Source organism: Acidisoma sp. S159 (assembly GCF_009766125.1).
Lineage (GTDB): Bacteria > Pseudomonadota > Alphaproteobacteria > Acetobacterales > Acetobacteraceae > Acidisoma.
The window spans coordinates 82263-102681 of the sequence record NZ_LMUG01000104.1; the positions used below are offsets into that span (position 1 = coordinate 82263).

Here is a 20419-nt window from a genome sequence, read left to right on the forward strand (position 1 = left end):
ATCGAGGAGCGAGAGAACTGAGGCCTCCTATTCGTGAATAGCTGCCTCCTTGAGAGGCGGAGCCGGAACGCGTTTCCGGCCGATGCGGCGAACGACGTAGTAGAAGGTCGGTGTGAACAAGAGCCCAAACATCGTGACACCGAGCATTCCAAAGAAGACCGCGGTTCCGAGTGACTGACGCATTTCCGATCCTGCTCCCTTCGATACAACGAGTGGAGCCACCCCGAGAATGAAAGCAAAGGATGTCATTAAGATTGGCCGCAGTCTTGTCCGCGCCGCCTTCACTGTTGCGTCTGCTACTGTCAGGCCTTCCTCTTCCGCTTGGCGAGCGAATTCGACGATAAGAATAGCGTTTTTTGCCGCGAGCCCCAGCAGCACAACGAAACCTATCTGAGCCAGGATGTCGATGGGCATCCCCCTCAATCGTAACCCAAGAACGGAAGCGAGCAAGCACATCGGGACAATGAGCACGACGGCGAGGGGCAATTTCAGGCTCTCATACTGCGCGGCCAGAACGAGAAACACAAACAGTGCAGCCGCGCCGAAGACCAGCCAAGTTGGAGTTCCCTTCTGCTGTTGCTGAAAGGCCAGATCAGTCCATTCATAACTGATCCCGTGCGGTAGTATTTCGTGAGCCAGCCTCTCCATGTGGAGCAAGGCCGTGCCGGTGGCTATGCCAGGAGCAGCCGCTCCCTGGACCTCCGCGGCTGGGAAAAGATTGTATCGAGGCACGCGATAGGGAGCCGTCTGGCTCCGAAACGAAGCCACGGTGCCGACCGGAACCATGTCTCCGCCGCTATTTCTCGCTTTCAAGTTGGATATGTCGCCCGTGCTCCGGCGGAATTTGCCGTCTGCCTGGACGATGACTTCGTAAGTCCGTCCGAGGTAGTTGAAATCGTTTACGTATTGCGAACCGAGATAGACTTGCAGCGTGTTGAAGACGTCGGTTGGTGTAAGACCCACCATCTCCGCCTTCTCACGATCGAAATTCAGATAGAGTGAGGGCGCGCGCGTGCTGAAAAGTGTAAACGCACCCACGATTGCGGGGTCCTTGTTTGCCGCCGCGACGAGTGCCTGTGCTGCCTGCGACAAGGCGTTGGGACCGAGCCCCCCCTGGTGTTCCAGCATCATCTTGAAACCGCCGGCATTGCCGAGACCCTGGACGGGAGGTGGCGGGATCGTGAGGACGTATGCAGCCTTGATCACTGCAAGGCGTTGGCGCAACTTCGCAAGTACCGCATCTGCCGTGATACCATGTGTGGGCATGTCGTATAGTGATGGAAGCGCGGAGAATATGGTCGCTGCGTTTGGAGATATTGTGAAGGTCGTGGCGTCAAGGCCCGAAAAAGGCGCGACGTGCTGAACGCCTGGCGTGTCAAGCATGATCTCTATCGCCTGCTCGACCACTGCGTTGGTGCGTGCAAGGGTTGACCCGGGCGGCAGTTGAATGATCGTGATCAAGTATCCCTGATCTTGCTCAGGAATGAAGCCAGTAGGTGTGCGGGAGAAGAGGATCCCGGTTGTCACCAGCAATCCACAGTAGACGATCAAAACAAACGCGCTGAGGCGGAGAAGGCGGCGCGTTAGGCCACGATATCCGTCCGAGGTCGCTTCGAAGCCGCGATTGAAACCGGCGAAACCTCCTTCTATGGCTCGCCTCAGAAGGCCGCGGCGAACACCTGAATTCGATGCATGCGGTTTGAGTAGGAGGGCGCAGAGCGCTGGGCTCAGTGTGAGAGAAACAAAACAAGAAATTATCGTGGATGCGGATATGGTAACCGCAAACTGCTTGAAGAACTGCCCGGAAATTCCTGAGATAAATGCGGAAGGTATGAAGACGGCGCAAAGCGTCAGAGCGATCGCGATGATCGCGCCGCCAACCTCGTCCATCGTTTTGTGTGCAGCTTCGCGCGGCGACATGCCCAACCGCAGATTGCGCTCGACATTCTCGACCACGACGATGGCGTCATCGACCACGATACCCACGGCCAGAATCAAGCCGAAGAGCGAGAGGTTGTTAAGCGAGATTCCCAAAATGTTAAGTATAACGAATGAGCCGATCAAGGAAACCGGGATAGCGATGACCGGAATCACCGAAGCGCGCCAGGTCTGAAGGAACACGACGACGACCACTACCACGAGGAGTACGGCCTCGAAGATCGTATGAACGACGTGGTCGATCGACTTCGCTATGAAAATCGTCGGATTGTAGATGACCTTGTACGCGACGCCGGCGGGAAACTGCTGCGACAGTGTCCGCATCGTCCCCAACACTTCGCTATTGACCGCCAGAGAGTTTGCCCCGGGTTCAGCGAAGATCAGAAGTGGAAGTCCGGGCCCTCGATCCAGATAGCTGGTCGAGCCATAGTCAGCGGCCCCGACTTCCGCGCGACCGACATCCCGCAGCCGGGTCACCTGGCCATCGGCGCCTGACTTCAGCACAATGTCCTCGAACTGCTGAGGAGTCGCCAGCCGTCCCCGTGTCTCAACGTTCAGTTGATACGCTTGGTGAGAGACAACCGGAGTCTGGTTGAGGACGCCGGCTGAAACCTGCAGGTTTTGGGCGCGCAGGGCACTCAGCACTTCTTCCGCGTTCAGGTTGCGCGCGGCGACCTTGCCTGGGTCCAACCAGATCCGCATCGCGTATTCGCGTGCTCCGAGATATTGGACGTCTCCAACACCGGGCAGGCGCGCCAAAGCGTCCTTTACATGCAGAGTGGCGTAATTGGAGAGATAGAGCACGTCCCTGGTTCGATCAGGAGAATAAAGATGGACGGCCAACAGGATACTTGGGGTGGATTTTCGCACCTCGACGCCCTGTCTTTGAACATCTTCAGGCAGGCGGGAAAGCGCGTTATCGACCCGGTTTTGCGTTAGCATTTGGGCGACGTTAAGATCCGTGCCCAGTCTAAATGTGACCGTGACCGTAAGTTTCCCGTCACCGGTCGATTGGCTGCTCATGTAGAGCATATTTTCGACGCCGTTGATCTCCTGTTCCAAGGGAGTTGCGACGGTACGCGCCACCGTCTCAGCTGAAGCCCCCGGATACACGGTGGTGATCTGGACGGTCGGAGGCACGATCTCCGGATACTGCGCGACCGGGAGGATAACGAGAGCGCCAAGTCCTACGATGGTGATAAAAGTGCTGAGTACGATCGCAAAGATCGGCCGGTCGATGAAAAAGTGCGGAAAGCGCATGCGGACGACCTCGCCTATTTAGTGTTGATCGTCAGAAGCGCCATAAGATATTGAGCCCGCCTGAGGCGTCACCTTCATGCCCGGATTTGCCCTCACGATCCCATCGATGATGACTCGATCGCGCGGTGTCAGTCCTGAACTTACTATTCGTAGACCGCCCCGCAGGCCGCCGATCGTCACCAGTTTTGAAACGACCGTCCCGTCCGCCGCGACCGTCAGGACGACATGCTGGTCTTGATCGAGAAGCACCGATGCGTCGGGCACCAAAAGGGTCGGCTTGGGCGGAGAAACCTGTAAGCGGACCCTGCCGAATTCGCCTGGTGTCAAGGAGAGATCGACGTTTGGCACTGTGGCGCGTGCGTGAATGGTACCGCTCGAACGATCAATTTCATTGTTGACGAAATCCAGCACGCCCTGATGCAGGAAATGTGCCTCATCGCTCAATCTGATCATAACTCGTCCATCGAATCGCGTGCCCAAGGCTGACCGGTATTTCTCAAAAGTGAGATAGTCTGCCTCACTCATGTCAAAATTCAGATATATTGGGTCCATCGTCACCAACGTCCCCAATAGGGTTGTTGGAGCGCTGGCGAAGCGGCTGCCGGCAATCAGGTTGCCGACGGAAATCTGATGCGCTCCAATCCGTCCGGAAAAAGGAGCGACGATATTGCAGTGGAGAAGATCGAAGCTGGCGTCCCGAATGGTTGCAGTCGCGGCTTGAACGGCAGCACTTGCCGCGCTCAGATCGGCGGTGCGTAGATCAACGTTCTCTACGGTGCCGAACGTACTCTGTTTGAGAGATTGCGCGCGAAAGAGTTCTTGCTGGGCCAAGAGGTATTTTGCATTGGCAGAGGCCAACTGGGCCTTCGCTTGGGCCAGGGTAATCTCGTAGGGCGTCGGATCGATGACGAATAGAAGATCGCCCTTATGAACGATTTGCCCATCCTGGAAGTGAATCTCGGCCAAGATGCCGCCAACCTGCGCGCGAAGCTCCACCCGGTCCACCGCCGCGAACTGGCCGAGGAATGCGATGCGCGTGTCTTCATCGTGCTGTAACGGGTAACTCACAACCACAGAGGGCGGAGCTTCGGCAGAGTCGGCGAGGGCTGGCTCAATCAGATGGGCAGCCTGCCATAGCGGAGTATATGCATGTCCCGCGATCGCAACGATCGCCCCGACTACCGAGCAGACCATAAGTGACCAAATTCGCGAGCGCAAGCTTGACGGCACGGGCTGCTGGCTGTCGGTCGGGTGAATTGTCTCGTTCAATTGCGACTCCCAATACACTACAGCTAGATCCCGCGGACGAAACCCAGGCTACGGCAGAAAAGTATAGCGAAAAACTTGGCTTCGGCAGCAATAATATCGTGCAGCCGCGTTTGATGTTGGAAATGGCGACGCAGCCCTTGCCTCGGTCGGAGGGACTACCCCCGAAATGAGCAGGCTGTTCTAGAAGTCACCCGATGGCCTTCTCGAATCGAAGTCACACCAGTTGTTTGAGATGACACTTGCGGGCCAAGCAGGTGATCGGTGACGGTTCTTTCTTGTCCAGCGCGTGATTTCAACTATGGCGGCGATTCAACAAGATATCTTGGGAACGGCGGCAGCGGGACCACGGAGATTACCTTCAGCTGCGTCAGCGCGCGTTCCAAGGATCTCTCGAGATGAACCTTGAGCGCTTCCGCCGCCGCCTCTGTAGCTCCTTGCAGGAGCGCCTCGAAAATAAGGGCATGTTCCGTGACCGAGCCGGATTCGATTCCCCATTCGAGAAAGCGCGTCAGCATGTGGCTGGCCTTGAGGCTCGCGTGGCTACGCTGGATCAGGTCGATCAGATGGCGGTTGCCGATATGCTGGACGCAGTCGACATGCAGATCCTGGTCGATCTGTTCCATCAACGTCGGATCGACCCGCGGCAGCTGAGTTCGAGCTATTTCGACACGTTTGAGCATTGGGTCGAGTGTCGCGCGATCCAGTCTGCGCGCCGCTTGTCTTAGCGCCGCTGGCTCCAGGATGATCCGCGCCTCGTACATCTCGCGCAGGCTCGCATCCGTCAGCGGGCCGACCAGCCAGTGGGAACGTTCGTCCTTGGTGATGATGCCGCGTTCGTGCAGGCGCCCCAGTACGTCGCGCACTACGGTGCGGCTGACGCCGAAATGAGAGGCCATGCGGCTTTCGCTCAGCCGAAAGCGCCCGAATGGTTCCGCCGCTTCGATGGTTCGCTGTGTATCCGCCGCCACGCGTGCCCAGCCGGCGCGGCCGATGTCTTGCGGCGTCTGGGGCAGAATGCTGACATCCAGCCCGGAGAGGCTGAGGCTGCTTCGCACCGGCACCAGCGGCGTGTTCGCGGCGGCAGGCACGACATAGCCTCGCCCTTCGAAGCGCTGGACGTGTCCGGCTCTATGCAGCCGGCGGAGCGCCATCTGGACTGGTGCGCGGCTTACTCGGAATGCCTCGGCGATGGCGCCTTCAAGGAGCACGAGCCCGGGTGTCAGGCGATGCTGCACCAGATGCAACTCGAGCACTTGATAGACCTTGTCATGAAGTCTGATTGACAGGGCGTCCTTCGCTATGTGATCGAAAACTAGGCAGACATCACAGAAACTGCCATCAATCAACGCAAAACGCATTGTTGTATGCAAAAATCATTTGTGCTACCTCCCTGGCGCGGCGTGTCACGGGATGCGGTCTGTTTGGAGACGCGATGCTCGAGATTCAATCTTTGACAAAACGCTTCGGCGGTGTGGCGGCGCTGGATGCGATTTCGCTTTCGGTCAGCACTGGCGGCTATCTTTCGGTTCTCGGCCCCAGCGGTTCTGGCAAATCGACGCTGCTGCGCGTGCTCGCGGGCTATGAGGCCCCGGATGAAGGTGGAATAAAGCTCGACGGTCAGTCTCTCGCCACCGTGCCGGCGCATGAGCGCGGCATCGGCTTCGTGTCCCAGGGCTTTGCCCTGTTCCCGCATCTATCGGTTTTCGACAATGTCGCCTTCGGGCTGCGCTATCACGCGACTTCCCCGCTGCGGGACACCGCAGAAGTACGCAAGAGGGTCAACGACATTCTAGAAATGGTCGGGCTGGAGGATTTTGCGAGGCGGCAGATTCAGCAGCTCTCCGGCGGTCAGAAACAGCGCGTGGCCCTTGCGCGCACCTTGGTCGTGCGCCCCCGGCTCTGTCTACTGGACGAGCCGCTCGGCGCACTGGACGCTAATTTGCGCCAACGGATGACGATCGAGCTTCGTCGCATCCATAGCGCGCTCGGCATTACCTTTTTCCATGTCACGGGCAATGAAATGGAAGCGCTGGCCATGGGCGACCGTGTGGTCGTGCTGGATGCTGGGCGCATCTTGCAGGCTGATGAGCCTGATACGGTCTACAACAGTCCCGCTTCAATCGCCGTCGCGCGCTTTCTGAACCGCTATAACCTCTTCAACGGCAAGAATGACGGCGCGGGCGGGATCGCGACCGCGGCGGGCCTCATCGCCGCGCCCGACGTAGCCGAGACCCGTAGGGCCGGCGAGGTTATGGATTTCTGCATACGTATAGACAAAATTGAAGTTCTGCCCGAGAACGCGACGCCTGGACCGAACCAGGCTCACTTGCAAGCGGCCTATATCACCAGTGAATTCTCTGGCGCCATCATCACCCATTTGTTCCGTCTGACCGACGACCGCATCCTAGAGGTCGAGGATCATCTCAGCCATCGCCGCCCCGCCGAATACGATCCGGGCGGCCGCTACTCCGTCGTCTGGCCGAGGGCGGAAGGGTTGGTCTTCCCAGCCGGTGCTGGCACTGTTCCGATGAAGGCCGCAGCGTGACGGCCGCCGTTCAGAACGCGACCTTGGCCGACGGCCCGACAGCGCCGGCACGCGAATTCATCAGAAGGCAATCGCTTGGCGGCTGGATGCTGCTGGCGCCAGGCGTCGTCTGGATGCTGCTCTGCCTCGTCGTGCCGATGTTGATGATGGTCTATGTCAGTTTCTGGACGCAGCACACCTTCTCAATCGAGTCGACGCCCACCTTTGCCAATTGGATCGCCTTTTTCAGCACACCGACCTATGTCGATTCGCTACTGACGACGATCAGGCTGTGGTTCATCACGCTCGCCTTGACCTTCCTCATCGGCTATCCGGTCGCCGTCTATATCGGCCTCTTCGTTCGCAACCGGACCATCCAGACTTCGCTTCTGGTGCTTTGCGTTGTGCCGTTCTGGACCTCCTTTCTCATCCGCATCCTGGCCTGGCGGCCGATGTTGGGAACCGAGGGCGCGGTCAACCTGATCCTGCTCAAACTCGGCCTGATCTCGACACCGATCGAGGCGCTGCTATTCACGCAATACAGTGTCATTGTCGGCATGGTGCAGATCTATGTGGTGTTCATGGTTGGGCCTGTCGCCTTCATGGTCTCTCGCATCGATCGCAGCCTTATCGAGGCCGCGCGCGATCTTGGCGCCGGCACAACGCGGATATTCTTCACGATCATCCTGCCGCTCAGCCTGCCCGGCATCGTCGTCGGCGCGATCTTCGTCTCGGTCATGGTGCTGGGTGAATTTGCGACCCCCGCAGCGCTGTCCGGCTCGAAGGTCAATCTGCTTGGCAATATCATCGTGACGCAGGTGGGGTCGCTGAAATGGGCCTTCGCCTCAGTCTGCGGCGTGATCCTAACCGTGTTGATGGCCGTCACCGTGGTCGGGCTGCTGCGAATCGTAAATCTTCGGCGGGAGATCTGACATGGAGCGTCAGCCTTTCCTCCGTTCCTTGCTTGGGGGATGGACCGGCCTTTTCCTGATCTTCCTCTATAGCCCGATGGTCGTGCTCGCGATTCTGTCTTTCCAGTCGGGGCCGGAAGGCGGGCCACAATTCCCGATCGAACATTGGTCAATCTATTGGTACCGCCAGCTCTTTGACCTCGTGCCGCCGTCCCGCGTGGCGCCGCTTCCGGTGGGGGCCGCACTGTTTCGGTCCCTGACGCTCGCCTTCTCCACGATGGTGGTATCGACCGTGCTCGGCACGCTGACAGCGCAGGCCTTCCGCCGCCATTTTCGCGGTTCGGGGGCGGTCTTCTACCTAGTTGTCCTCGGTATGATGGTGCCCGGCGTGCTGGTCGGTCTCGGCACGGCATTGACCGCGAATGCGCTGTCGATCGAGCGGAACTGGTGGAGCACCGTCTTCCTGGTGCATGTAGTCTATACCTATCCCTTCGCCTTCCTCGTCATGCTTGCGATCTTCAACCGGTTCGACCGGTCGGTGGAGGAAGCGGCCTGGAGTCTCGGCGTTTCGCCGATCCAGACTTTCCGCCGGATCACTTTTCCGCTGATCTTTCCCGGTGTGCTGAGCGCGATGCTCTTCGCCTTTACGCTGAGCTATGACGAGTTTCCGCGTACGCTGTTCGCCTCCGGTGGTCAATTGACGCTGCCGCTTGCGATCTACGGAACCTTCTCGGTTGAGATCCACCCGAACGTCTTCGCTTTCGGGGTGTTGACCACGTTGTTCTCTTTCGCGCTCCTGGCCGTCTACGCGACATTGATGACGCTGAGTTCACGCCGGGCGCGTAGGCTGGCGGTACAGGAGGACATTGCATGATGACAGGCTGGTTGGTGCGGATCGGCGGCATCGGTCCCAGGGCTTGGCCGAGTTCGGGAGACGTAACACGGTGACGGCGCAAACTGTTCTTGTCACCGGCGCCGGGATAGGCATCGGCCGCGCCACCGCGATCGCATTCGGACGTCTTGGCGCGCATGTATTGGTGACCGACGTCTTGGCTGAGGAAGGCGAGGCGGTAGCGGCCGAGATTTTCGCAGCTGGCGGCCGCGCAAGCTTCCACCTTCTAGACGTGACGAGCACCGAGGAGGTCGAGGCGGTCTTCGCGGCGGCGGAGGCTGCGCATGGTGTCGTCGATACGGTCATCGCCAATGCAGGCATCGCCCGGCATGTGCCGGTGGAGCAGTTGACGGACGCATTGTGGAATCAAACAGTCGATATCGACCTCGGCGGGGTGATGCGCGTTTTCCGTCGGGCCGTTCCGGGATTGCGTAAGCGCGGCGCCGGATCTCTGGTCGCGCTTTCCTCAATCATGGGCATCGCCTATGGCTGGGACAAACATATTCACTACTCGGCTGCCAAGGCCGGGGTGATCGGCCTGGTGCGCGGCCTCGCGGTTGAGTTGGCGTCACAGGGTATTCGCGTGAACGGCATTGCACCCGGCTATATCCGCACGGCGCAGCTTCTATCGGAAGAGCATTCGCTGGGAGCGGCCGGTGCCGAACAGGCGCCCGCCTTTATCCCCATGGGCCGCCTGGGTGAGCCCGAGGATATCGCGGATGTCGTTTTATTTCTTGCATCCGAGGCCGCCCGCTACATCACCGGTCAGGTGATCGTGGTTGATGGCGGTCTTCTCGTCGGCCGTTATTGAAACAGGAAACTCCCATGGACAAGCCACACGTCAATCGACGCTCCATGCTGAAAGGCGGTGCTACGTCGCTCGCATTCGCGGCACTCGGCGGCGGCCCAATCCTTGGGTCGATGCGTCATGCTATGGCGGCGAGCGGGCTCGCGAGTGAACAGCTTCGCACGATCGGCCTTTCGGTGACCGTGCAGGATCGCATCTTGCAAGACTTCAAGAAAGCAAGCGATGTCGGAAGCGTCAGCGGCACGGCGGCGACCTTCCCGGATGCGCAGACCAAGATCCTGTCAGGTTCCTCCGACTTCGATTGCTGGGAGATCATCGGTGAGCGTCTGCCCGCGCTGGTGCAGACGAACAAGGATGCGCCGGTCGAGACGAGCGGGCTGAAGAACTGGGAAAGCATTCGCGACACTTTCACCAAGGCCGATCCGAAGTGGCCGGCCAAGGCACAGATCGTCGGCCAGATATGGACCGATGACGACCATACCAAGCTTTACATGGTGCCCGCCGTGTACAACTACGACAGCATTGGCTACAACCCGGACAAGGTCAGCGCCGAGGAGGCGAATACCTGGACCTGCCTCTTCGACGACAAGTTCAAAGGAAAGTCGGGTCTCAACACCGATCCGTTGATCGCCTTCGGCCAAGCAATTATGGCGATGAACACGCTCGGCCTGCTGAAGGTCGAGAATCCCGGCAACCCACCGAAGGAAGCGATCACGGAGGCGGCGAAATTTCTCATTTCCAAAAAGAAGGGTGGCCAGTTTCGTGCGCTGTGGGGCGATTTTGGCGAGCTGGTGAATCTGCTCGCCTCCGGCGAAATGGTCGTTAGCGACGCTTGGCAGCCTGCGGTCATGGCGGTCAAGGCGCAGGGCAAGCCGTGCAAATACGCGGTGCCGAAGGAAGGTTATCGCGCCTGGGCGATCGGCCCGGCGATGATCGCCGGCACGGCGAACAAGGATGCCGTGCTGGCCTATGCCGACTACTGGCTGTCCGGGCCGCCGGGCATTACCGTGTCGGAACAAGGCTATTATTCGCCCACCACCAATATCGAAAAGGTCATGGCGCCTGATCGCTATGCTTTCTGGTACGAGGGCGCACCGTGGAAAGAAGCCGAATGGCGCGGCATCAAGCCGGGTGATCTGCGTGACGGCGGCTCCTTGAAGGAGCGCGCGGCACATGTCGCCTATTGGCACCAGTGGCCTGACGAATATGATTACCTCGTCTCGAAATGGGACGAGTTTCTGAGCGCCTGATATGGTCGCGGATCTCGAACTCGTTGCGCTGCGCAAGACCTATCCGGGCGGCGTCAGCGCGGTGGAGGATGTCGAGCTAGTGGTCGAACAGGGGGAGTTCGTCTCCCTGGTCGGCCCCTCCGGCTGTGGCAAGACCACCACGCTGCGGATGATCGCGGGTTTCGAATCGATCACCGCGGGCGAGATCCTGATCCGCGGTCAGCGCATCAACGACCTTCCGCCGGAGAAGCGGCCGACTTCGACCATCTTCCAGAACTTCGCGCTGTTTCCGCATATGACGGTGCGGCGGAACATCGAATATGGCCTCGCCGCGCGCGGCATCAAATCCGCGGAGCGCAGGGAGCGATCAAACCGGATCATGGAGAAGCTCGATCTGCTCACTATCGCGGACCGGAAGGAGGCGGGGCTTTCCGGCGGTCAGCGTCAGCGCGTGGCGCTGGCGCGGGGGCTGGTGGTGGAGCCGCGGATCCTGCTGCTCGATGAGCCGCTCGGTGCGCTGGATGCCAATCTGCGGCGCTCGGTCCAAAACGAGCTGAAGCTGCTGCAGCGGACCCTCGGCATCACTTTCGTGTTTGTGACCCACGCGCAGTCAGAAGCGTTGATCCTATCGGACCGGATCGTCGTGATGAATAGAGGGCGGATCGAGCAAGTCAGCCGCCCGGCCGATCTTTATACTCGCCCTAGAACCCCCTTCGTCGCGCGCTTCATCGGGCGCAACACGCTGGTAATGGGGAGACTCAAGGATGCGTCGGGCCTGATCGAGACATCCTACGGGCCAATGCGGGGCGTCGTCGCGGACAGCTTCCTGCGCGCAGGGGACGCGGCGCAGATCGTGTTGCCGGCCGAGGCGCTGGAGCCGCATCGCGAGACGAGCAATGAGGCGGCGCTGCAGGCGCAATATCAGGGCAATTTGCTCTCGGCGCGAATTCTCGCGGTCGAGGTCGTGGCGCATACACGCCTGATCCGCGCGGCTCTGTCGGACGGGCGCGAAATTCTTCTGGACGGCCATACGGGCCATGCGGGCGGGGAGGGGCTGGTCGCGGGATCATCCCTTTGGATCGGCCTGCGGCCGGAGGAGGCGACCATCGTCGCCGCAGACAAGCGATAACGGTCCCATCAAAAGGGGAAGAAACTAGATCATGGCTAAAGAAATTCTCTGTGGCTTTGGCGTCGATGTTGACGCCGTGGCTGGCTGGCTAGGCTCTTACGGCGGCGAGGACAGCCCAGACGACATCAGCCGCGGCCTTTTCGCAGGCGAGATCGGTAGTCCACGTCTGCTGAAGATGTTCGAGCGTTTCGGCATCAAGACCACCTGGTTCATCCCAGGCCATTCGATCGAGACCTTTCCGGAACAGATGCAGGCCGTCGCCGATGCGGGCCATGAGATCGGTATCCACGGCTATACGCATGAAAATCCGATCGCGATGACGCGCGAGCAGGAAGAAATCATTCTCGACCGCTGCATCGCACTCGTGACCAAGCTGGCCGGCAAGCCGCCGACCGGCTATGTCGCGCCGTGGTGGGAGTTCAGCCCTGTCACCAACGAACTGCTGGTCGAACGCGGCATCAAATACGACCACAGCCTGATGCATAACGATTTTCATCCATATTACGTCCGCGTCGGAGATAGCTGGACGCGGATTGATTACTCGCAGAATCCCGAGACCTGGATGAAGCCGCTGTTGCGGGGCACGGAAACCGGGCTGATCGAGATCCCCGCCAGTTGGTATCTCGACGACTTGCCGCCGATGATGTTCATCAAGAAGGCGCCGAACAGCCACGGCTTCGTCAATCCGCGCGATATCGAGCAACTCTGGCGGGACCAGTTCGACTGGGTCTATCGCGAGATGGATTACGCGGTCTTCCCGATCACCATCCACCCCGATGTCTCTGGTCGCCCGCAAGTGCTGCTGATGCTCGAGCGCCTGTATGAATACATGAAGGGTCATGCGGGCGTGCGCTTCGTCACCATGAACGAGATGGCGGATGATTTCGCGCGACGCTTCCCGCGTAAGGGCTGACTCCGATGTGCGGTCTCTGCGGCATTGTGGGGACCGCGCCGCATTGGACTGACGGCGTGCCGGCGCCATCCCCGCCCGACACGCCCACTCGCCGTCGGGAACGGCAGGAGCGCGTGCGCGGCCTCAACCGCGTGCTGCGGCCTTTCGGGCTCACGGCGTCGGATTGGCAGGGCAGCGCTTATATTATCGCCACCTATACTGGCCGTTCAGAGATCGTCGATAACGCGGCCCATCTCTGGCAAGCTGCGGCGCGACTGTGCGGACGGGCATGCGACCCCCTCGACGCTGGCTTGCTCGAGCGGCTTGAGAAGGAGGCAATGCGCCCATGACGGCGCCCGGCGTCGCCCCGTCGCGCCTGCCGCTGCATCTCGTCAGCGGATTCCTTGGCAGCGGCAAGACCACGCTGCTGCGACGGCTACTCGACACGCCCGCGCTGGCGGATAGTGCGGTTTTGGTCAACGAACTCGGCGAAATCGGCCTCGACCATCACCTGCTGCGTCACCTGGATGGAGAGACAGTACTGCTGCGCAGCGGTTGCATCTGCTGCACAGTGCGGGACGATCTCGGCCAAGCACTGAAGGATCTACTCGACCGGCGTGCGCGGGGCGAGGTGCCGCCATTCCTGCGCATCATCGTGGAGAGCACTGGCCTCGCCGATCCCGTGCCCATTCTCTCGACCGTGACCAGCGAGCCGATGCTGCGGCACCACCTGCGGTTGGGTTGTGTCGTCACCACGGTCGACGCGGTCAACGGCGCGCTCCATCTGGAACGCCAGCCGGAATCGGGCAAGCAGGTCGCGGTCGCCGATCGGCTGGTGATCACCAAGACCGACCTCGCCGGTCCCGCGGTTACGGAGGCGCTTGCCCGGCGCCTGCGCGCCATCAATCCGGGCGCCACGCCTTTCCACGCGATGGCGACCGATCTGGATTTGGGCGCCCTGCTGACTGATGCCGTCTCGCCCAATGCGCTTCGCGCCGAGGCCCTCGCCTGGACGTCACCAGCACCTAGGCCCGGCGGGTTGCAATCCCTCCCCAGTCATGCGGCCGGGCTTCACAGCTTCTGCATGGTCTTCGGCCACGCGATCGACTGGGTGACGCTGGGCATCTGGCTGACCATGCTGCTGCAGGCGCATGGGGAGCGGGTGCTGCGCGTGAAGGGTTTGCTTGATATCGCGGGCTCCGCGCATCCGGTTTTCATCAACGGCGTCCAGCACGTCATGCATCAACCGTTGCATCTGGATGGATGGCCCGACGGCGACCGCCGCTCGCGCCTCGTGTTCATTGTGCGTGATCTGCCGCGCGACCTGATCGAGCGGTCCTGCCGGGCCTTCCTGGGCCTGGTTCCCGAATACGCCGCGTAATACAGGAGCTGACCATGGCGACATTGCTGAACTGCGACATGGGGGAATCCTACGGCCTCTACCGGCTGGGGGATGACGCGGCGCTGATGCCGCTGATCGATGTCGCGAACGTCGCCTGCGGTTTCCACGCCTCCGACTTCAACCATATGCGCGCGACTGTTCGCCTCGCCCGCGAGCATGGTGTAGCGGTGGGCGCGCATCCCTCGCTGCCGGACAGGCAGGGTTTCGGGCGCCGGGAGATGGCGATGAAGCGGGAGGAGCTGGCGAATTGCCTGATCTATCAGATCGGCGCGCTGAAGGGCTTCCTGGAGGCGGAGGGCATGGTGCTCAATCACATCAAGCCGCACGGCTCGTTGTTCGGGATGGCCGGGCGGTTGGAGCATGTGGCTCATGCCGTCTGCGATGCCGCCGCGATCTTCAGGGTTCCGGTTTTCGGCATGCTCGGCACGCTGCATGAGACGATCTATCCGGAGCGTGGAATTCCCTTCCTCGCAGAGTATTACGCCGACCTGGAGTATGACGACGACGGTAAGCTGATCATCACCCAGGTGCATGACGCCGTGGACGCGTCAGAGGCCGCGCGGCGCTGCGTCCGCGCGATCAAGGAAGGACTTACCCAGACCGTTGGCGGTCGTGACGTCCGTGTTGGCGCGGAGACCATCTGCGTTCATTCGGATACGCCCAATGCGATGGAGATCGCGGGGGCCGTGCGCGGCGCGATACGGCAGTTGGCGGCCTGATGCGCAAGCTTCTGATTGCCAACCGGGGGGAGATCGCGGTGCGCATCATGCGCGCGGCGAAGTCGCTCGGTATCGCGACCGTCGCCGTCTATTCGGAAGCCGATGCCGCCGCGCTACATGTCGCTTCCGCCGACGAGGCCGTGTTGATCGGGCCACCGCGCCCGGCAGATAGCTACCTCAAGGTCGAGGCCATCCTGGCGGCGGCGCGGCAGACGGGCGCGGATGCGATCCATCCCGGCTATGGGTTCCTGGCCGAAAACGCCGCTTTCGCCGCGGCGGTCGAGGATGCGGGCCTGGTCTTTGTCGGTCCGACTGCCGCACAGATCGCCATGATGGGTGACAAAGCGCGAGCCCGGGACGCCGCAGCGGCAGCCGGCGTACCGGTATTGCCGGCAAGCGCGAGACTGGCCCCCGGCGGCCTGGAGGGGCTGGAGGCGGCCGGGGAGGCGGTCGGCTATCCGCTTCTGGTCAAGGCGGTGGCCGGGGGCGGGGGCATCGGCATGCGGCTGGTGGCGAGACCCGAGGATCTTCGGGCGGCGGTGGAATCGCTGCAATCCATGGCGCAGCGCGCCTTCGGTGATGGCACCGCCTATCTGGAACGCTATGTCGCGGCGGCGCGCCATGTGGAGGTGCAGGTCTTCGGCCTGGGTGACGGCCGCGCTGCGCATCTGTTCGAGCGCGAATGCTCGGTCCAGCGCCGCTTTCAGAAGATTTTGGAGGAAAGCCCATCGCCCGGCATCACGCGTGACGCGCGGACCGCGATGCAGATGGCGGCCCAGGCGCTGGCCGCCGCCGTCTCCTACCGTTCCGCCGGAACGATCGAATTCGTGGTCGATGACGACACCAAGGAATTCTTCTTCCTGGAGATGAACACACGCATTCAGGTCGAACATCCGGTCACCGAGATGGTGGCTGGGCGCGATCTCGTGCAATTGCAATTGAGGCTGGCGCGAGGCGAGGATTGCGCGCCGCTGCTGGACGGTCTGGTCGCGCGCGGCCACGCCATCGAATGCCGGCTCTGCGCGGAAAATCCGGAACGGATGTTTCTGCCGTCGCCGGGCCGGATTTCTCGCCTCTCGCTGCCGGAAGGCCCGGATCTCCGCATCGATACCGGCGTGCGCGAGGGCGATACGGTATCGGCCTTCTACGACTCGCTGCTCGCCAAGGTTATCGTCCATGCGGCGGACCGTAACGCAGCGATCGAGGCGATGCGCGCCGCGCTGAGCGCGATCACGATCGAGGGCATCACGACCACTCTGCCGTTCCTGATCCGGCTGCTCGACCATCCGGCGTTCATTGACGGGCGGACGCTTACGGGTTTCATCGAAACGCATCGGGCGACGCTCTTCCCGCCCAAAACCGGAGAGACGGCCGCATGATCTATCCAGAGCCGCGCTACCTGCCGGGCGGCGACCGCTACATGCTGGTCGAATTCGGCAACGAGATGAACCTGGAACTCAACTTCATGGCGCAGGGTCTGGCCGCCGCCATCCTCGAGGCGCGCATCGCCGGCGTGATCGAGACAGCGCCGTGCTTCGCCTCGATGCTTGTGCATTACGAGCCTGAGATCATCAGCTTCGACGACCTGCGGGCAGAGCTGTCGCGCCTGGTCGCGGGTCTTGGCCCCTCCGATGCTTTGGAGTTGGAGAGCCGGCTGTTCTATCTGCCCGCCGTCTACCTCGACCCATGGACGCGCGCCTGCGTAGAGGACTACCAAGCCAAGATCGCGCCCAAGACGGCGGATTGGGACTATATGGTGGAGCTCAACGGCCTCCGCGACACGGATGATTTCGTCCGGGTGCATTCCGGAACCGAATATTGGGTCGCCTCGCTCGGTTTCTGGCCGGGACTGCCTTTTATGATGGCGCTTGACCCGCGCGCCAAAATGACCGCGCCGAAATACAACCCGCCCCGCACCTGGACGCCTGGCGGCGCCATCGGCCTTGGCGGCGCATCGACCGCGATCTATCCGGAGCAATTGCCGGGCGGCTACCAGATCTTCGCCAGAACCCCGGTGCCGATCTGGGACCGCGCACAACGCTTCGCCGCTTTCGCGGGGTCGATCTGCTTGTTCCGACCGGGCGACCGCGTGCGCTTTGTGCCCTGCTCGGTCGAGGAGTTCGAGACCATCGAGCGCGAAGTGGCCGACGGAACCTATCAATACAACATGGTGGGCTACGGGAAGTTCTCAGTAGCACTCTATAAGGCATGGACCGCATCGCTTGGCGCGCGGAGAACGTCATGACACTTGAAATCATCAAGCCTGGGCTTGAGACCTCGGTGCAAGATTGGCCGGGGCGCTACGGCTTCTGGAATCAGGGCTTCCCGCCCTCCGGTCCGATGGATAGCTGGTCCTTCAGGCTGGCCAATCTGCTGGTGGGCAATGTGGTCGGGGCACCCGCTCTGGAATGCCAGTATATTGGCCCGACGCTGCGTTTCGGCGCGGAAACCGTCTTCGCCGTGACGGGCGCCGACATGCTGCCGACGCTGGATGGCGCGCCTGTTCCGCTATGGCAGAGCGTGACGGCGCAGCCGGGGCAGGTACTTGCCATGTCCTTCGCCAAACTCGGCGCGCGCGCCTATCTGGCACTGGCGGGCGGGATAGATGTCGAACCCTGGCTCGGCTCCCGCGCCACTTTCCATAAGGCGGGGATCGGCGGTGTCGGAGGCCACGCGCTGAAGCCGGGTCAGCAGGTGCCGTTGGGCGTGCCGGCCGCGACGGCCAAGGCCGGTCTCATCGTGGAAGAAGCGGCGCGGCCCGTGATCTCCACCGACCGGCGCTGGGAAATCGAGGTCGTTGCCGGTCCCAACGATGACTGGATCGATGGCGAGGGGCATGCACGGTTTCTGTCCGCCGACTGGAAGCTCTCGGGCAAATCGGATCGAACCGGTTTCCGGCTAGACGGGCCTGACTGGACTTTCACGGAAAAGGCGCTGCACAAGGCGCCGGAACACGGCTCGCTGCCCTCCAACATTATTGACCAGGGCTATCCGCTCGGCGCCATCAACCTCGCGGGGCAGACGCCGATCATCCTGGTGAATGATGGGCCTTCCATGGGTGGCTTCATCAATCCCTATACCGTGCCACAAGCCGCCTTTTGGAAACTGGGGCAATCCAAGCCGGGGGAGACCTACCGCTTCAAAGCGGTGAGCGTCGCGGAATCGCAGGCGATGGCGCGCAGCTTGGCCGCACTCTGCACCGACGCTTCCATCCTTGGCTCGATCGTATAGGGAGAAGAGCCTATGACCATTGAAATTCGCACGCTGACGGCGGGGAATGTCTGGAAGGTGCTGGTGCAGCCTGGCGACATCGTCGCCGAGGGCGATGTGCTGTTCATCATGGAGGTCATGAAGATGGAGGTGCCGCATACCGCGCCCGCCGGCGGGAAGGTCACGGCCGTTTATGTCGCCGCCGATCAAGAGGGCCTGGATGCTGATGCGCCAGCGGTGGACTTGGAGGAGGTTGCGTAGTGGCCGGCAGGATCATCGACCTCAGTCTTCTCATCGAAGACAACATGCCCACGCATAAACTGTTCCAGAGGCCGGTGATCACAACGCATCTGACGCATGAAAGCGCCAAAGCGCTCGAGCTCGGCGTGCCTGGCGATGCAATGACGTTCCAGACCAACTTCATCGCGACGCTCGATCATGTCGGCACGCATGTGGACGCATTCCGCCATGTCAGTCCGACCGGCGCCAGCATCGATGAGATGCCGCTCGAACTTTTCATTGGCAAGGCCGTGTGTCTGGACCTGCGTCATATCCCCGATCTCGGTGACATCACCCTGGAGGAAATCGAGGCGGCCGAGGCGGCGGCAGGCGTGATCGTTGACGGCCATATTGTCCTGCTCTGCACGGGCTTCCACAATCGTACCTATCCGGGCCTCGATTCCGTCTGGAAGAATCCGCAGCTGACGGTGGAGGCGACCCGCTGGCTCCATGCCCGTGGCTCCCGCATGCATGGCGTCGAGGGGCCTTCGACGGACAGGCCAAGCGACAATGTCTTCGCGCAGCACCGCCTCTGCCGGGAGCTCGGCATCAGCCATTGGGAATGGCTCGTGAATTTGGAATTGCTGATCGGGAAAGGGGAATTTCAGTTCTTTGGCGTGCCGCTGCGGATCAGTGGCGGCTCCGGCTCGCCCGTGCGGGCTTTCGCGATACTGGAGAGCCCGGCTGGCGCAGGCTGAACATCGCCGGTCATGACGAAATCGAGGTCGAAACCTGGTGATCTTGCCGCGCCCGCCATTCTTCCGGCGAGGCCGGTGCTGAGAGTATTGGGCACCGCCGTCACGCTGCACGAACGGATCCGGCTCAAGGCGCAGCAGGATCTCGGCATCGACATCGTCTTCGCCCCGATGGACGGCGTCGCTGCCCAGCAGGTCGCCGTCCGGCACCCGGGCACCTACGACCTTTACGATCACTGGTTTCACAGCCTTGACGTCGTCTGGTGGTCGGGCGCGCTGCAGCCCATTGACATCCGCCGGATCCTCTCCTGGGACCAGATCATGCATCGCGACCAAGCGCTGCGCATGACCGGACGTGTCGACCGATCCCGCTCGATGCCGCTTTCGCGGCTGTTTGTCTCGCCCGACCGCCGGCTCGGCATCCACCGCACGGAAACGGTCACGGCCGTGCCGGGCGTGTACAATGTCGATGCCTTCGGCTATCTGCCGGGTCCGTTGGAGGCGCTGCTGCCCGGCGAGGCGGAGAGCTGGGGCTGGTTGTTGGACAGCCGGCTGAGTGGCCGCGTGGCGCTGGTTGCCGATCCAACCATCGGCGCGGCCGAGGCGGCACTCGCGATGATGGCGCAGGGGCTGGCCAGCTTCGAGGACCCGGCCGATCTCAGCATCGCGGAGATCGATACGCTGGTACGGATTTTGATCGGGCGGAAGAGGGCGGGTCATTTTCACACCTTGTGGCGGTCCGTTTCGGATGTGGTCCCGCTGCTGGAGGACGGTGAAGTCGTCATCGGCAGCCTATGGGCCACGGCCCTCGCCGGTCTTTGGTCGCGGGGCGTTGACGTGCGCAACGCGGTGCCGCTGGAAGGCTATCGGGGCTGGCACGGCTGTATGGCATTGTCCGGCCGGGCAGAGGGGCGGGTCGCTGATGCGGCCTATGACTACCTCAATTGGTGGCTGTCGGGCTGGGCGGGCGCGCAGATGACACGTCATGGGCTGTACGTCTCGGCTTGCGACAATATCCGGCCGCATTTGTCGATGGCGGAGTGGTTCTTTTGGTACGAGGGCAAACCCGCGCCCTCCGCTTTACCAGGGCCGGATGGTTCGCTTGTGATTCCCGCCGGCACCACGCGTAGCGGCGGCTCGGTGCTGGACCGGATATCCAACATCGCTCTTTGGAACACCACCATGCGTGAGCACAATTATCTCGTTCGGAGGTGGAATCAGTTCCTCGAAACTTGACCCGCCGCCGGCAAAGGTTCGTCGGC

19 protein-coding genes are annotated in these 20419 nt (G+C 61.6%); 16 read left to right on the forward strand and 3 right to left on the reverse strand.

Going from position 1 to position 20419, the window contains the following annotated elements; all coding sequences use genetic code 11:
• Window positions 1-27 precede the first annotated feature (27 nt).
• From GSQ92_RS29570 to GSQ92_RS29580, 3 genes are all read right to left on the reverse strand, one after another.
• Complete coding sequence (locus tag GSQ92_RS29570) at window positions 28-3198, reverse strand: efflux RND transporter permease subunit (RefSeq protein WP_159014900.1); 3171 nt, start codon at window positions 3196-3198, stop codon at window positions 28-30.
• Window positions 3199-3216: 18 nt separating this feature from the next.
• Window positions 3217-4467 carry an efflux RND transporter periplasmic adaptor subunit gene (locus GSQ92_RS29575; RefSeq protein ID WP_216850119.1) on the reverse strand — a complete coding sequence of 417 codons (1251 nt, stop codon included), beginning with the start codon at window positions 4465-4467 and terminating at the stop codon, window positions 3217-3219.
• A gap of 296 nt (window positions 4468-4763) precedes the next feature.
• Complete coding sequence (locus tag GSQ92_RS29580) at window positions 4764-5825, reverse strand: GntR family transcriptional regulator (protein ID WP_256367155.1); 1062 nt, start codon at window positions 5823-5825, stop codon at window positions 4764-4766.
• Between the two features lie 74 nt (window positions 5826-5899).
• On the opposite strand from GSQ92_RS29580, the gene GSQ92_RS29585 reads away from it, so the two are divergent.
• The 16 genes from GSQ92_RS29585 to GSQ92_RS29660 all read left to right on the forward strand — a co-directional run bounded on the left by GSQ92_RS29585 (window position 5900) and on the right by GSQ92_RS29660 (window position 20393).
• The gene (locus GSQ92_RS29585) at window positions 5900-7012 is read left to right on the forward strand and encodes an ABC transporter ATP-binding protein (protein ID WP_159014902.1); all 1113 of its coding nucleotides are present in this window, start codon (window positions 5900-5902) and stop codon (window positions 7010-7012) included.
• The gene (locus GSQ92_RS29590; protein ID WP_216850121.1) at window positions 7009-7923 is read left to right on the forward strand and encodes an ABC transporter permease; all 915 of its coding nucleotides are present in this window, start codon (window positions 7009-7011) and stop codon (window positions 7921-7923) included. The genes GSQ92_RS29585 and GSQ92_RS29590 overlap by 4 nt, the downstream gene beginning before the upstream one ends.
• 1 nt (window position 7924) lies before the next feature.
• Window positions 7925-8776 (forward strand): ABC transporter permease, encoded by an 852-nt coding sequence (locus GSQ92_RS29595; protein WP_158803309.1) that lies wholly within the window; start codon window positions 7925-7927, stop codon window positions 8774-8776.
• Window positions 8777-8846: 70 nt separating this feature from the next.
• On the forward strand, window positions 8847-9605 hold the full coding sequence (locus GSQ92_RS29600; RefSeq protein ID WP_158803310.1) for an SDR family NAD(P)-dependent oxidoreductase: 759 nt from the start codon (window positions 8847-8849) through the stop codon (window positions 9603-9605).
• Window positions 9606-9619: 14 nt separating this feature from the next.
• On the forward strand, window positions 9620-10852 hold the full coding sequence (locus GSQ92_RS29605) for a PotD/PotF family extracellular solute-binding protein (RefSeq protein ID WP_158803311.1): 1233 nt from the start codon (window positions 9620-9622) through the stop codon (window positions 10850-10852).
• A gap of 1 nt (window position 10853) precedes the next feature.
• Window positions 10854-11960 (forward strand): ABC transporter ATP-binding protein, encoded by a 1107-nt coding sequence (locus tag GSQ92_RS29610; protein ID WP_158803312.1) that lies wholly within the window; start codon window positions 10854-10856, stop codon window positions 11958-11960.
• 31 nt (window positions 11961-11991) lie between these two features.
• Window positions 11992-12873 carry a polysaccharide deacetylase gene (locus GSQ92_RS29615; RefSeq protein WP_159014903.1) on the forward strand — a complete coding sequence of 294 codons (882 nt, stop codon included), beginning with the start codon at window positions 11992-11994 and terminating at the stop codon, window positions 12871-12873.
• A 5-nt stretch (window positions 12874-12878) separates the two neighbouring features.
• Window positions 12879-13202, forward strand: coding sequence for a hypothetical protein (locus tag GSQ92_RS29620; protein WP_159014905.1), 324 nt, complete (start codon window positions 12879-12881; stop codon window positions 13200-13202).
• The gene (locus tag GSQ92_RS29625) at window positions 13199-14233 is read left to right on the forward strand and encodes a GTP-binding protein (protein WP_159014907.1); all 1035 of its coding nucleotides are present in this window, start codon (window positions 13199-13201) and stop codon (window positions 14231-14233) included. The genes GSQ92_RS29620 and GSQ92_RS29625 overlap by 4 nt, the downstream gene beginning before the upstream one ends.
• 14 nt (window positions 14234-14247) lie before the next feature.
• Window positions 14248-14973 carry a LamB/YcsF family protein gene (locus GSQ92_RS29630; protein ID WP_158803316.1) on the forward strand — a complete coding sequence of 242 codons (726 nt, stop codon included), beginning with the start codon at window positions 14248-14250 and terminating at the stop codon, window positions 14971-14973.
• On the forward strand, window positions 14973-16352 hold the full coding sequence (locus tag GSQ92_RS29635) for an acetyl/propionyl/methylcrotonyl-CoA carboxylase subunit alpha (protein ID WP_159014909.1): 1380 nt from the start codon (window positions 14973-14975) through the stop codon (window positions 16350-16352). Before GSQ92_RS29630 ends, GSQ92_RS29635 begins: the two co-directional genes overlap by 1 nt.
• Entirely contained in the window at window positions 16349-17218 is an 870-nt protein-coding gene (locus tag GSQ92_RS29640) for an allophanate hydrolase subunit 1 (protein WP_158803318.1), read from the forward strand. The genes GSQ92_RS29635 and GSQ92_RS29640 overlap by 4 nt, the downstream gene beginning before the upstream one ends.
• Window positions 17215-18204 carry a biotin-dependent carboxyltransferase family protein gene (locus tag GSQ92_RS29645; protein ID WP_158803319.1) on the forward strand — a complete coding sequence of 330 codons (990 nt, stop codon included), beginning with the start codon at window positions 17215-17217 and terminating at the stop codon, window positions 18202-18204. Before GSQ92_RS29640 ends, GSQ92_RS29645 begins: the two co-directional genes overlap by 4 nt.
• Before the next feature lie 12 nt (window positions 18205-18216).
• Entirely contained in the window at window positions 18217-18444 is a 228-nt protein-coding gene (locus tag GSQ92_RS29650; protein WP_159014911.1) for an acetyl-CoA carboxylase biotin carboxyl carrier protein subunit, read from the forward strand.
• Entirely contained in the window at window positions 18444-19160 is a 717-nt protein-coding gene (locus GSQ92_RS29655; protein WP_158803321.1) for a cyclase family protein, read from the forward strand. The genes GSQ92_RS29650 and GSQ92_RS29655 overlap by 1 nt, the downstream gene beginning before the upstream one ends.
• Before the next feature lie 12 nt (window positions 19161-19172).
• Window positions 19173-20393, forward strand: a complete 1221-nt coding sequence (locus GSQ92_RS29660; RefSeq protein ID WP_216857041.1) for a PotD/PotF family extracellular solute-binding protein — start codon at window positions 19173-19175, stop codon at window positions 20391-20393.
• Window positions 20394-20419 lie beyond the last annotated feature (26 nt).

Excerpts from the sequence above, each read along its gene's own strand:
- GSQ92_RS29620 (WP_159014905.1), top strand. The coding sequence starts at position 12,879 with ATGTGCGGTCTCTGCGGCATTGTGGGGACCGCGCCGCATTGGACTGAC.
- GSQ92_RS29650 (WP_159014911.1), top strand. The coding sequence starts at position 18,217 with ATGACCATTGAAATTCGCACGCTGACGGCGGGGAATGTCTGGAAGGTG.
- GSQ92_RS29610 (WP_158803312.1), top strand. The coding sequence starts at position 10,854 with ATGGTCGCGGATCTCGAACTCGTTGCGCTGCGCAAGACCTATCCGGGC.
- GSQ92_RS29630 (WP_158803316.1), top strand. The coding sequence starts at position 14,248 with ATGGCGACATTGCTGAACTGCGACATGGGGGAATCCTACGGCCTCTAC.
- GSQ92_RS29640 (WP_158803318.1), top strand. The coding sequence starts at position 16,349 with ATGATCTATCCAGAGCCGCGCTACCTGCCGGGCGGCGACCGCTACATG.
- GSQ92_RS29580 (WP_256367155.1), bottom strand. The coding sequence starts at position 5,825 with ATGCGTTTTGCGTTGATTGATGGCAGTTTCTGTGATGTCTGCCTAGTT.
- GSQ92_RS29625 (WP_159014907.1), top strand. The coding sequence starts at position 13,199 with ATGACGGCGCCCGGCGTCGCCCCGTCGCGCCTGCCGCTGCATCTCGTC.
- GSQ92_RS29615 (WP_159014903.1), top strand. The coding sequence starts at position 11,992 with ATGGCTAAAGAAATTCTCTGTGGCTTTGGCGTCGATGTTGACGCCGTG.
- GSQ92_RS29585 (WP_159014902.1), top strand. The coding sequence starts at position 5,900 with ATGCTCGAGATTCAATCTTTGACAAAACGCTTCGGCGGTGTGGCGGCG.
- GSQ92_RS29595 (WP_158803309.1), top strand. The coding sequence starts at position 7,925 with ATGGAGCGTCAGCCTTTCCTCCGTTCCTTGCTTGGGGGATGGACCGGC.
- GSQ92_RS29635 (WP_159014909.1), top strand. The coding sequence starts at position 14,973 with ATGCGCAAGCTTCTGATTGCCAACCGGGGGGAGATCGCGGTGCGCATC.
- GSQ92_RS29660 (WP_216857041.1), top strand. The coding sequence starts at position 19,173 with ATGACGAAATCGAGGTCGAAACCTGGTGATCTTGCCGCGCCCGCCATT.
- GSQ92_RS29570 (WP_159014900.1), bottom strand. The coding sequence starts at position 3,198 with ATGCGCTTTCCGCACTTTTTCATCGACCGGCCGATCTTTGCGATCGTA.
- GSQ92_RS29645 (WP_158803319.1), top strand. The coding sequence starts at position 17,215 with ATGACACTTGAAATCATCAAGCCTGGGCTTGAGACCTCGGTGCAAGAT.
- GSQ92_RS29605 (WP_158803311.1), top strand. The coding sequence starts at position 9,620 with ATGGACAAGCCACACGTCAATCGACGCTCCATGCTGAAAGGCGGTGCT.